Raw genomic sequence first — 12,137 nt, 5'->3', positions numbered from 1 at the left:
CCACCGCCGCGATCCCCGCCCCCCAGCGCCCGCCGAGCCGGCGCCCGAGCACCGCGACCAGCACGACCATCGCCACCGTCATCGGCAGCGTGGACAGCCGGTATACCAGCGTCACCGGCTCGATCCCGGTGACCCAGCTCGTCGCCGCCATGTCGGCGTAGACGAACCAGTGGTAGGAGAGCCGCTCTCCCAGCACCGACGGCAGCGTGGGGGGCACGTGGTGCTTGACCTCGCCGACCAGCGCCAGGTGGTAGGGCATGTCGACGTACGCGCTGGAGACCGGGTGGCGGTAGAGCGAGATCACGCACCACGCCACCAGGTAGCCGACCACCGCGGCGAGCGCCCAGGCACACCACCCCGGCACGCGCTCCCGGCCGGGCGCCCCACGCCAGTGCCGCCACAGGCGCGGCACGCAGAGGAACGCGCACACCACGGCCACGGGCGGCACCAGCACCAGCAGCGGCAGCCCCGCGGCCCGGGCCGGGATGTACGCCAGCACCTCGACCGCGTACCCCAGGGCCAGCCCGGCCGCGAGGTCCTCCGCCAGCGTCCGGCCGCCCCCGGTCAGCGCCCGCCACACCAGCGTCCCGGGCAGCGCCACGCCGGCGCCGACGTACGCCGCGAAGGCCGCCAGGTCACGGGCGGGAACGCCGCACCACATCAGCGCGGCCACCGTGCCCGCGCTAACCAGCAGGGCGGGCGCCCAACCCGGGCCGGGCCCGCGCCCCGGCGACCCCGGAGGGCGGACGTGCGTGCTCTCGGGCGCCGCCAGCGTCATCGGGTCACGGTCACCAGTCGGGTGAACTCGGTGGGCAGGTCGACGCCGTCCCACACCCGGTGGAAGCTCAGCGCGCCGCCGACGGGCACCATCCGGTCGACCCCGCGCCCTGCCAGCCCTCTGGCCAGCTCGTCCAGCTCGGCCCCGGCGAACCCGAAATGCGTCATCGTCTGGTCTCGCCGCTCGACCAGCGCGCCCAGCTCCGCCAGCGCGCCGATCCTGGCGTGCGCGAACGTCCCCGCCCCCAGCCACCGCCTGGGAGGCGCGGCGCCCTCGACCAGCGTCACGTCCGCCAGCGCGTTGCCCCGGAACTCCACCCGCTCCGCCACCCCGTCGGCGGCCAGCCCGTAGGCGGCGACCCGCTTCTCCACGGCCATCGCCGCATCGACCCCCCACCCGCGCTCGCCCAGCACCCGCGCGACGTGATCGGCGAAGTCGGCCCGCGCCGCGTCGCAGTCGCTCGCCGTCCCCACCCAGAACACGGTCCTGGGGGACGAGCAGGCCGCCTGGTCGAACCAGTAGGCGTCGTTGACGAACCCCTCGGCCGCCCTGACCCGCGCCGCCCCGGGCGCGCCCGACCACGCCGCCGCCTGGATCACCGCGAACGACGACCGGTCAGGGAAGACCAGGTCACGGGCGTGCGGGGCGAGCGCGTGCCGGCGCAGCGCGTTCACGGTGTCGTCGCCGCCCCACACCACCCGCAGGTCGCAGGCGGCGCAGAGCGCGCCGGTCACGGCGTCGTCGCGGTCGTAGGAGACGATCCGCTGGGTGGCGCCGATCACCGGGTCGGCCTCGGCCAGCGCCTCGTGCAGCGTGTCGAGGATGACCCCGGCCACCGGGCCCGAGCGTGGCGAGAGACGCACGATGTTGCGGTTGCCCATCAGGGCCGACAGCGCCCACGAGTAGACGAAGACGGTGTCGACGTTCGCGGGAGGGACGTGGAACACCAGGCCGCGCGGGACGCGTACGTGCTCGCCGCCCAGCCCCTCCACCGTGCGGGCCAGCTCGCTGGGCCGCAGGAAGAAGCCGAGCGAGCCGAGCTCGGGATGGCGGCGCGCCAGGGCGGGCCGCAACAGCCGCCTGCCGAACGCGGCGAGGAACGCGCGGACCCGCTCGTCACCCGTCTCCAGCCGGCCGCGCACCTGTGCGAGCAGCACCTCGACGGGCACCGTTTCGGCGGCGGGGAACCTGACCGTCACCTCCGAGCCCGGCATCAGCCGCCCTGCCCGAACGTGTCGCTGCAGCCGCGCGCCTCGGCCCGCGGCAACCTGCCCAGCACCTCGAACCGCCGTCCCGGCAGGCACCCGTCGTCGACGCCGCGCACCACGCCCATGTCCTCCGTCAGCAGGACATGCCCCGGATAGGACGTCGGGAGCGTGCTGACCACCTCGATCAGCCCCGGCACGCCGGGCGGCGCCTCCTGCCACGTCTCCGGGTCGCGGATCACGACGTCGGCGAAATCGGGGCAGTAGAGCCCGTCGCCGTCCGGCCCCTCCAGGAAGACGGTGCCGATCTGCTCGACCATGCCGTAGAAGTTGTACACGCTGCTCAGCCCGCACTCGTCCGCCAGCCGCCGCCGGAACTCGGCGTTGTCCACCGCCTGCTCGGCCAGCCGCTTCCAGCCGCCCGAGTGGATCAGCACCCCCTGCGAGAGGTCCGCGCCGAGGCCGCGCAGGCAGAGCCAGACCATGAACGTGAACCCGAAGATCAGGAACCGTTCGCGGCCGTGCCGCGCCAGGAACCCCTTGACCGCCTCCGCGTCCACCCGGCCCCGCTCGTCGAGCACGAACGTGTGGTCCCTGCCGAAGTTCATCATCCCGAGCACGCCGGCGCCGCGCGCGCTCAGCGCCGGGTCACGCACCACGGAGCGGCTGTCGACGACCAGCATCGGCAGCCGCCGCTCGCCCAGCACCCCCCTGAACGTCGCCGCCAGCATCCGGGTCTGCGCGGCCGCCGCCTCGCGGTCGAGGAACACCCGGCTCGGCCGCTGCCCGGTCGTGCCGCTGGACGTCAGCACCCTGAACACCTGGTCTTCCCGCACGCTGCGCAACTCGTGCGTCTTGAACAGCCGCACCGGCAACCACGGCAGGTCGGCCACCCGCTCGTAGGGAGGCCGCGCGCCGATCGCGTCGAGAATCCTGTCGTACGGCGGGCACGCCCGCCGGTGCCGCTCGGTCAGCGCCGCCAGCGCCGGCGCCAGCACCGCCTCCCGCTCGGCCCCGCCCAACGTGAACACGCCCGAGGTCATGCGTGGGACTCCAGCGCGCGGTAGTCGATCTTGCCGTTCGCCAGGAGGGGAAGCCGGTCGACGCTGCGGACGTCGAACCCGCTCCAGTGCACGCGCAACTCAGCGCCGAGCCGCCGGGCCAGCCCCGCGCAGCCCGCCGCGTCGAGCCCTTCTGTCCACACCGTGACCCGGTCGTCGCCGCTGGTGGCCGCCGCCGGGCCGGAGGCGGGCAGCAGGCGCTCGACGTCGTCGAGGTTGACCCGCACGCCGAAGATCTTGGCGATGCGCTTGAGCCGCCCGGTGATGTGGAGGAAGCCCTCGGGGTCGAGCCGGCCGAGGTCGCCCGTGCGCAGCACCCCGCCGAGGTCGTCGCCCCTGGCCAGGTCGGCGGCGGTCTCCGCGTAGCCCATCATGACGTTGGGCCCGTGGTAGACGACCTCCCCGTCGTCGACGGTCAGCCGCCCCCCGGGGACGGCGAGCCCGGCCGAGCCCGGTTTGTCGGCGAGCCGGTCAGGAGGCAGGACGGCGATGCGGGCCGTGGCCTCGGTCTGCCCGTACATGACGAAGAACCGGTCGGCCTGGGCGGCGAACTCCTTGACCAGCTTCTCGCTGAGCCGCCCGCCCGCCTGCGTGAACGTGGCGAGCGCGGGATGCTCGGCCCGGTCGTAACGCAGCCGGCGCAACATTTCGTACTGGTAGGGGACGGCCGCCAGCGACGTGCAGTGGTGGGCGTCGAGGTGGGTCCAGAACGAGCGCTCCAGCAGCCCCGCCTCCGTCAGCACGACGGTCGCCCCCGCCATCAGGTGGCTGTTGAGCACCGACAGGCCGTAGCTGTAGTGCAGCGGCAGGCTGGTGGGCACGATCTCGGCGGGCTCGATGGACAGCGCCGTGACGATGGCGGCGGCGTTGGCGAGCACGGCCCGGCGCGAGAGGCGGACGAGCCTGGGATTGCCGGTCGAGCCGGACGTGGCGAGGAGGACCGCCAGGTCGGGATGCGGCTCGGGCGGGCGACCCGCGTCGCGGTGGGACGGAGGTCGCGGCGCTCGCGAGGCGCGCGGCGCCGAGCCGTCGGCGGCGTGGGTGAACCCGAGCAGCGCGGCCGGCTGGAACCGGCCCGCCAGGTCGGCCAGCGCCCCGACGGGCAGGTCGGGGTCGAGCAGCGCGATCGGCCGGCCGGAGCGCCAGGCGGCGAGATAGCGCAGCACCGACGCGAGGTTGTTGCGCATCCCGCAGAACAGCGGCCCCGGCCGCAGCCGGGTCAGGGCGTCGGCGGCGCGGTCGATGTGGTCGGCCAGCTCGCCGCCCGAGAGCCCTTCCTTGTCACCCGCGACGACGAGCCGGGCCTCCGGGTGCGGGAACGGCGGCTCGTCCGAGCCGCGCGGGCTCTGCCCGGGAAGCTGTGGCCCTGGGGTGGCGGCGCGCGGGTCCTGGGTCACAGCACCAGCCCGCCGTCCACGCCGAGGACCTGGCCGGTGATGAAACCGGCGTCGGAAGAGAGCAGGAACGCCGTGGCGCGGGCGACGTCGGCCGGCCTGCCGAGGCGCCCGAGCGGGGTCGCCGCGATCGTGGCCGTGCGGCTGTCCTCGTCGAGCGTGGTGAGCATGTCGGTCTGGATGTAGCCGGGCGCCACGGCGTTGACGCGGATGCCGGTGGGCCCCAGCTCCTTGGCGGCGGCCAGGGTGAGGCCGATGATCGAGGCCTTGGTGGCGGAGTAGACGGCCTGGCCGGCGCCGCCCGCGCGGCCCATGATCGAGGAGACGAGCACCACGGCGGGGCTGGTGCCCCGGCGCAGCAGCCGGAGCGAGGCCTGCAGGGTGTGCGTGGCGCCGATCGCGTTGACCTCGAAGAGGCGGCCGATGGTGTCGTGGCGGACCATGCCGAGCAGGCCCGCGGCGTGCACGCCCGCGTTGATCACCAGGGAGTCGAGCCGGCCGTGCCGCTGGTAGATGCGCCGCATCATGGCCGAGACGAGCCCCGGATCGGCCACGTCGCCGTGGACGGAGCCGGTCAGGCCGCCGGTCTCGGCGGCGACGTCGGCGGCGACCTTCGCGGCCCGCTCCTCGTCGCGGCCGTGGAGCACGACGTCGTGACCGGCGGCGGCCAGCGCGGTCGCGATGGCCCGGCCGATGCCCGCCGTCGAACCCGTGACCAGGGTGACCCTGGCCTCAGCGGGCGGCAGCGCCGACGCCATGCTTCTCCAGCAGCTCGGCCGCCTTCGCGAACGAACTCATGTCGATCATCTCGTCGGTGTCGATCATGACGGAGAACTCGTCCTCCATCGCGGCGACCAACGCCATGTGGGCCAAGGAGTCCCACTGCGGGATGGCACGGTATTCGAGCCCGTCGACGTCGGTGCCGTCAGGCAGGTTGAGCGCCGTGCGGAAGGTGGCCCGCAGGCGATCGAGATGACTCATGATCACTCACTCTCTGTCCTCAAGGCGCGACCCAGTGTAGCCACGATCGACAGGTGAGGAGAAACCAAGGCCCCGTGGTGGGTAATGGAAGCGTATAACGACGCGTGGGCCGCGCGGGGGGCTGGGAATGTCGGATGGGACACGCCAACCGTACGGGGGAAATGATGGACGAATCCAATCACTGGTACGGGCACTCCCGCATTCTCGGCAAATATTGCGGCCTGCCGGACGAGTCGCCGAAGCGCATCCAGGGGTTTCTCCAGCACGGATGGAACTATCTCCACGGGTTTCCCCCGAACGACCACTGGTGCAGCCCCGGCTATCCGCGTTTCGTCTGGTCGGACGTGCTGCGCCGCCGTGGCTGGTCCATGGGCCGCAGGGGGCACTACCTGATCGGCGCGCCCTGGATCTACCTTCTGCACCTCGAGCCGGACTTGGGCGTGGTTCCCGACCGTGAAGGTACGATCTGGTATCCCTTTCATGGTTGGGAAAAGTATTCCGTCAGTGGCGACCACGGTCGACTTGCCGACGAAATACGTGATGTCGAGACCGACCCGGTCACGATCTGCCTTTACTGGCTGGAGTTCGCAAATCCGGACATTCGGCGGGCGTACGAGTCGAGAGGTTTCCAGGTCATCTGCCATGGCGAGCGCGGATCCCGCTGGGACGCGAAGGGGCGTGATTTCCTGCGCAAGCAGCTGCTCCAGTTGCGGCGCCACCGCAGGGTGGCCTCCAACCGGCTCGGCAGCGCGCTGTTCTACGGCGCGTCGGTGGGGTGCGAGGTGGCCGTGTACGGCGATCCGATGCAGTTCGAGGACGAACGGCCGGAATACGGCGGCACGGCGCGCCGCATGAGGCTCTGGCCCGAGCTGCACGGCACGACCGTCGACCCCGGGCTGGCGGCGGAGACGGCGAGGCAGGAGCTGGGTTTCGACTATCAGGCGACACCGGAGGAGCTACGGCGAATGTTCGGATGGAAGCGGGTGCGCTGCGGATCCCCGGCGACCGGGCACGGAGCGAGGTCATGAACACGCGCATGAGCGAGGCGCCCGAGAACGTCCGGCTGATCGGCGGAGAGATGCTGCTGTGGTCCGACATGTCCAACATGGGCGGCATCACGGACTGGCGCGGCGCGGCACTCGAACTGGTCAGGCGGATGACCCCGGCGAGTGGCAGGGTGCTGCTGGTCGGGCCGCATCCACAGGTGCTCGTGGACGAGGTCGTCGCGCTGGCTTCCGAGGCGGCGGCGCTGGTGCGCTCCTTCCCCGACGCGTGCGCGCTCGGCTCGCGGCACCCGGGGCTGGAGGTGTTCTGCGGGCGGCTGGAGATGCTGGACGCGGACGAGCCGTACGACCTGGTTCTCGCGATCGACGGGCTGGCGCGCACGCACTCCGCCGAGGCGCCGGCCGCCGGCTGGAAGGAGTCGGTGGGCGCGCTCGCGGCGCTGGTCGCCCCCGGCGGGCGGCTGGTGCTCGGCGTACGCAACGACCTGGGCATCGACCGGTTCATCGAGGCCAGGCCCGCTGACCGGGAAGGCGGCGACGACCAGTGGGCGCCGCACGGTTTCGACCCCGGCTACCCCAGCGGGCCGGTGGCCGTCGACCGCGGCCTGGAGTCCGCGGGTCTGGTCGTGCAGCGCCGCTACGCGGCCTACCCCGGGCGCATGGCGCCGCGCGCGCTGCTGGCCAGTGAGGCGCTGGCCGGCGACCTGCCTGACGCGCTCACGTTCCCGCTCAGCGCGCGCGGCGGTGACCGGATGCTGGTGGCCGACCCGTTGCGGCTGACCCGCGTGGTGTTCCGGCACCGGCTGGGCGAGGAGCTGGCGCCGCTCTGGGTCGCCGTCGCCACCCGCCCGCCGGTCTCCCCCGGCGCCGCGGGTGACCTGCCGCTGGGCCTGATCGAGGAGGGCTCGGCCCTGTACGAGTTCACCGGCACGGCCACCCGGCGGCTGCCCGACGGCGCCGAGCGCCAGATCCCCACCGGCCGGGTCGTCGAGGAGATCCTCGTCGAGGCCTGCGCCCGCGAGGACGTCAAAGCCGTACGCGACCTGCTCGCCCGCCTGGCCGGCTGGCTGGAGGGCGGCGGCGCCGTCGTGGCCGCGACCGACAGCCTCGTCTACGACGGCACGCGTTTCGCCGCGATCAGCCCCGCGGCGGCGCCGTCCACGCCTCCCGAGCCGCGCGTCGTGCTCTGCCGGATCCTGTGGCGGTTCGCGGTCAGGCTGCTGGCGGCCGGGCACCACCATCCGTGGCCGTGGCCGCTGGAGGCCGACCAGCTCGCGCTGACCCTGTGCGGCATGGCCGGGCGGCCCTGCGACCGGAGCGACCTCGACCGGGCCAGGAAGTTCGACGCCGAGCTCGGCCAGCCCGCCGAGCTGGCCGAGCAGGCCCCCACCTACCGCGACCTGCTCGGCGCCCGCGACCGCCTGGCCGACCAGCTCACCGCCGCCCTGGCCAGGATCGCCCGTCTGGAGACCAAGCTGACCTACCGCGAACGCGAGCTGGTCAGGTCGAAGTCCCGCCTGCGCAGGACGCAGCGCAGGGCCACCGCCTACAGAAGAACCCTCGGATACCGCCTCTCCCGCCGCCTGGCCCGCCCTCGCAAGGTCGCCCGCCGAGTCATCCGCCTGTTGTCCGGTTGACGTAACGATGAGGAGTGCATGTGCCGGTTCTGTCGGTGATCGTGCCGTTCTACAACGTCGAGAAGTACATCGGACCCTGCCTGGACTCCGTCGCCGCGCAGACCCTGGCTGACCTCGAGGTGATCTGCGTCGACGACGGCAGCGACGACGGCGGCCCGTCCGTCGTGGCGTCCAGGCAGGCCGGCGACCGCCGGATCCGCCTCATCAGGCAGGACAACCACGGCGTCGGCCGGGCGCGCAACGTCGGCGTGCGGCAGGCGAGCGGCCGCTACCTGGCCTTCGTCGACGGCGACGACACCGTGCCGCGCGACGCGTTCGGCCGGATGGTGGCCTCGCTCGAAAGCACCGGCTCCGACCTGGCCTGCGGGAACGTCATGCGCCTGCACCGCAACCTGCTCGTGCCCTCGTGGGCGCACCGGCAGGCGTTCGCCAGGCCGATGAAGGGCACCCACATCACCCGTCACCCGCTGCTGATCCGCGACCGCATGTTGTGGAACAAGGTCTACCGCCGCTCATTCTGGGACGGCCTGGACCTGAGCTTCCCCGAGCGCATGTACGAGGACCAGCCCGTCGCCATGGCCGCCCACGTCGGCGCCCGTGCTGTGGACGTGCTGTCCAGGGTCGTCTACCACTGGCGGCAGCGCGACGAGCCCGGCGCCTCGATCACGCAGCGCAGCCTGGAGCCCGGCAACCTGCGCGACCGCCTGCTGTCGGTGGTGCAGACCGCCGCCCTGCTCGACCGTGCCGCGCCGGGGCTGAAGCCCGACTTCGACCGCGACACGATGGACATCGACATGGGCGTCGCCGTCGGGGCCGTGGCCGCGATGGGCCCGTCGGCGGACCCCGGCCTGCTCGACCTGGCCTGCCGCTACCTCGACGGCGTGTCGCCGGAAGCCTGGCTGAGCATCCCGTTCGAGCGCCGCCTCCAGGTCCACCTGCTGCACCAGCGCCGCCTGGAGGAGCTGGCCGAGGTGTCCGCCCAGGCCCGCGAGGGGCGGCTGCTGCCCAAGGTCCGCCCGGCGGGGCTGCTGCGCCGGCGCTGGCACGGCCGCCACCCGTCGATGCCGGGCCACCTGTCGGACGTCTCGGACGAGCTGCGCCTGGTGGGCCGGCTGGTGAGCCTCGACTGGCGCGACGGCGTGCTGCACGGCGTGGGCCGGGTGTCGCTGGGCAGGTTCGACGCCGCCCGGTTGCGCCGGGTCCGGTTGCGCGTGTGGTTGCAGGAGCGCGGGACGGGCGAGACCGTACGCCTGTCAGAGGCGGTCAGCGCGCCCGTCTGGGAGGACTTCGAGCAGGACGACGGCGGCTCGGTGGCCGAGCACACGTTCCCGTTCAGGTTCGCCTTCGACCCGGAGACGCTGACGCCCGCGCAGCTGGCCAGGCACGGCCACTGGGACCTGCGCGCGCGGCTGAAGGGCCACGGGCTCAGGCTCGACGGCCGGGTGGCCGGACCGCGCTGGTCACGGCCGCTCGTTCCTGAGCCGCTGCGGCTGCCGGGGCTGTGGGTGGTGCCGGTGCGCATGCCCAGGGGCGCCTGGGCCCTGCGCCTGCGTACGCCCAAGGCGGTCATCGGCTCGTGCCACGTGGACGGTGGCGAGCTGGTGTGCGCGGGGAAGATCTCCGACGCCGGCGACGGCGAGCCCGTGCTGCGGCTGCGACGCAGGAGCGACGGCGAGGAGATGTACTTCCCCGTCGCGCTGGACGGCCGGGAGTTCCGCGCGCGGGTGCCGCTGGCCGACATCGACGAGCGCGTCGGCGACGAGGCATGGTGGGAGGTGCTCATCGACCAGGGCAGGCCCATCCGCCCGCTGGTGCGGACGGGGGAGCGGCCGGTCGCGACCGTCGCCGACCGGCGCTTCCTCATCGACAGGGACGACGACGGCGGTCTGCTGCTCGCCGAGCGCTGATCAGGACAGGATGCCGGCCAGCGTCTCGGCGACCCGCTCCTGCTGGGCGTCCGACAGGCCGGGGAACAACGGCAACGACAGCTCCTCGGCGTAGTAGGCCTCGGCCAGGGGGCAGAGCCCGCGCCGGTAGCCGAGGTCCTCGAACACCGGATGCCGGTAGGCGGGCAGGTAGTTGACCTGCGCGCCGATGCCGGCGGCGCGCATGCGCTCGTAGACCTCCCGACGGCGGCCGTCGCGGACCCTGACGGGATAGAGGTGCCAGCTCGGCTCCACGTAGGCGCGCTGGGCGGGCAGGACCAGCCCCGGCACGTCGCTCAGCATCAGGTGGTAGCGGGCGACCAGTTCCGCGCGGCGCGCCCGGAAACGGCGCAGCCGCCGCAGCTGGCTCAGGCCGAGCGCGCAGAGCACGTCGGGCAGCCGGTAGTTCAGCCCGAACGCGTGCACCTCCTGGTGCCAGCCGCCCTCGCCGGGGTGGCGCTGCTCGGCGGGGTCTCTGACCAGGCCGTGGTTCATGAACCGGGCGGCCCGCCTGAACCGTTGGGAGTCGGCCACCGCCACCGCGCCGCCCTCCGCCGTGGTGACGGTCTTGGTCGGGAAGAACGAGAACGTCGTCAGATCCGCCAGCGCCCCCACCGGCCGCCCTTTGTACGCCGACCCGATCGAGTGGGCCGCGTCGGCCATCAGCAGCGCCCCGGCCTCGTCGGCGACCGCGCGCAGCTCGTCGTAGTCGGCGGGATGGCCCGCGTAGTCGACCGCCGTCACCACCCGCGTGCGCGGCGTGACCAGCGCCGCGGCGCTGACGGGGTCGAGGTTGCCCGTGTCGGGCTGCACGTCGGCGAAGACCACCCGCGCGCCCAGCAGCGCGGCCGTGGCGGCGGTGGCCACGAACGTCAGCGGCGAGGTGACGACCTCGTCGCCCGGCCGTACCCCGGCCGCGACGTAGGCGACGTGCAGCGCCGCGGTGCCGGACGTGACCGCCACGCACGGCACGCCGCCGGTCCAGCGGGCCAGCTCGGCCTCGAACGCGCCGACCGCGGGGCCCGTGGTCAGCCAGTCGCCGCGCAGCACCTCGGTGACGGCCTCGACGTCGGACTCGGCGATCGACTGGCGTCCGTAGGGCAGCATCAGCCGCTCACCATGCCGCGCAGGTCGTCGACCGAGAGCCACCGGTCGTTGGTGTCGGAGCGGTAGGCGAAACCCTCGGGGAGCAGCTCGCCGGCCTGCGGCGGCCGGTAGCCCCAGGTCGCGATCGTCGGCTGGAGCACGTAGCGGTCGGTCAGCCGCAGCGTCCTGCGCCCGTCGTCGGGCCCGATCATCTCCTCGTGCAGCTTCTCGCCGGGGCGCACGCCGATCTCGTAGACCGGGCTGTGCGGGGCCAGCGCCTCGGCCAGGTCGGTGATGCGCATGCTGGGGATGCGCGGCACGTACAGCTCGCCGCCCTGCATCAGGTCGAACGAGTCGACCACGAACCTGACGGCCTGGTCGAGCGTGATCCAGAACCTCGTCATGCGCTTGTCGGTGATCGGCAGGGAGCCGCCCTGCTCGGCCAGCCGCAGGAAGAGCGGCACGACGGAGCCGCGGCTGCCGACGACGTTGCCGTAGCGGACGACGGAGAAGCGGGTCTCGTGGGCGGCGGCGTAGTGGTTGGCCGAGATGAACAGCTTGTCGGCGACCAGCTTCGTGGCGCCGTAGAGGTTGATCGGGCTGGACGCCTTGTCGGTGGAGAGCGCGACGACCTTGCGCACGCCGCAGTCGATGGCGGCCTCGACGACGTTCTGGGAGCCGGAGACGTTGGTGCGGACGTATTCGAACGGGTTGTACTCGGCGGTGTCGACCTGCTTGAGCGCCGCCGCGTGGATGACGTGGTCGACGCCGTGCATGGCGCGGGTCAGCCGGTCGCGGTCGCGGACGTCGCCGATGAACCAGCGCAGCCGCTCGTCGTTGTCGAAGAGCTGCCTGAGCTCGTACTGCTTCAGCTCGTCGCGGGAGAACACCACCAGGCGCCGCACCCCGAGCGAGTCGAGCGCGTGTCTGATGAACGCCTTGCCGAAGGACCCCGTGCCTCCGGTGATCAAGATCGACGATCCACTGAGAATGCTCACGTGGCCCCCTGAAATCGTGCTTGCGCACTGTCGTCGTATGAGCAGGCGGTAGCATAGCGCGATCGTTC

At 73.0% G+C, this 12,137-nt stretch carries 11 protein-coding genes; 3 read left to right on the top strand and 8 right to left on the bottom strand.

Annotated elements, in window-relative coordinates; genetic code table 11:
- From E1292_RS15260 to E1292_RS15235, 6 genes are all read right to left on the bottom strand, one after another.
- Window positions 1-778, bottom strand: a 778-nt coding sequence (locus E1292_RS15260) for a hypothetical protein (protein ID WP_220446845.1), incomplete at its 3' end; no start/stop codon positions are given.
- Window positions 775-1,992, bottom strand: coding sequence for an acyl-CoA reductase (locus E1292_RS15255; protein WP_132595803.1), 1,218 nt, complete (start codon window positions 1,990-1,992; stop codon window positions 775-777). The genes E1292_RS15255 and E1292_RS15260, both read right to left, overlap by 4 nt.
- Window positions 1,992-3,026, bottom strand: a complete 1,035-nt coding sequence (locus E1292_RS15250; RefSeq protein WP_132595802.1) for a LuxE/PaaK family acyltransferase — start codon at window positions 3,024-3,026, stop codon at window positions 1,992-1,994. The genes E1292_RS15255 and E1292_RS15250 overlap by 1 nt, the downstream gene beginning before the upstream one ends.
- Window positions 3,023-4,441 (bottom strand): AMP-binding protein, encoded by a 1,419-nt coding sequence (locus tag E1292_RS15245; protein ID WP_132595801.1) that lies wholly within the window; start codon window positions 4,439-4,441, stop codon window positions 3,023-3,025. The genes E1292_RS15250 and E1292_RS15245 overlap by 4 nt, the downstream gene beginning before the upstream one ends.
- Window positions 4,438-5,196, bottom strand: a complete 759-nt coding sequence (locus E1292_RS15240; protein ID WP_132595800.1) for an SDR family NAD(P)-dependent oxidoreductase — start codon at window positions 5,194-5,196, stop codon at window positions 4,438-4,440. Before E1292_RS15240 ends, E1292_RS15245 begins: the two co-directional genes overlap by 4 nt.
- Window positions 5,171-5,419 (bottom strand): acyl carrier protein, encoded by a 249-nt coding sequence (locus E1292_RS15235; protein ID WP_132595799.1) that lies wholly within the window; start codon window positions 5,417-5,419, stop codon window positions 5,171-5,173. Before E1292_RS15235 ends, E1292_RS15240 begins: the two co-directional genes overlap by 26 nt.
- A 134-nt stretch (window positions 5,420-5,553) precedes the next feature.
- On the opposite strand from E1292_RS15235, the gene E1292_RS15230 reads away from it, so the two are divergent.
- The 3 genes from E1292_RS15230 to E1292_RS15220 are packed head-to-tail and all read left to right on the top strand — an operon-like array spanning window position 5,554 to window position 9,967.
- Window positions 5,554-6,447 (top strand): hypothetical protein, encoded by an 894-nt coding sequence (locus E1292_RS15230; RefSeq protein ID WP_132595798.1) that lies wholly within the window; start codon window positions 5,554-5,556, stop codon window positions 6,445-6,447.
- Complete coding sequence (locus E1292_RS15225) at window positions 6,444-8,060, top strand: class I SAM-dependent methyltransferase (RefSeq protein ID WP_132595797.1); 1,617 nt, start codon at window positions 6,444-6,446, stop codon at window positions 8,058-8,060. Before E1292_RS15230 ends, E1292_RS15225 begins: the two co-directional genes overlap by 4 nt.
- A gap of 20 nt (window positions 8,061-8,080) precedes the next feature.
- Window positions 8,081-9,967, top strand: a complete 1,887-nt coding sequence (locus tag E1292_RS15220) for a glycosyltransferase family 2 protein (protein ID WP_165974545.1) — start codon at window positions 8,081-8,083, stop codon at window positions 9,965-9,967.
- Here E1292_RS15220 and E1292_RS15215 read toward each other — a convergent pair whose 3' ends face one another.
- Both E1292_RS15215 and pseB read right to left on the bottom strand, forming a co-directional pair.
- Window positions 9,968-11,092 (bottom strand): DegT/DnrJ/EryC1/StrS family aminotransferase, encoded by a 1,125-nt coding sequence (locus tag E1292_RS15215; RefSeq protein ID WP_132595795.1) that lies wholly within the window; start codon window positions 11,090-11,092, stop codon window positions 9,968-9,970. It abuts the gene before it with no gap.
- Window positions 11,092-12,069: a UDP-N-acetylglucosamine 4,6-dehydratase (inverting) gene (pseB, locus tag E1292_RS15210; RefSeq protein WP_132595794.1), complete on the bottom strand. Its 978-nt coding sequence runs from the start codon at window positions 12,067-12,069 to the stop codon at window positions 11,092-11,094. The genes E1292_RS15215 and pseB overlap by 1 nt, the downstream gene beginning before the upstream one ends.
- Window positions 12,070-12,137 lie beyond the last annotated feature (68 nt).

Source organism: Nonomuraea deserti, from assembly GCF_004348685.1.
GTDB lineage: Bacteria > Actinomycetota > Actinomycetes > Streptosporangiales > Streptosporangiaceae > Nonomuraea > Nonomuraea deserti.
Note: the sequence above shows the minus strand (reverse complement) of the source record. Positions and strands in the feature narration are given on the sequence as shown.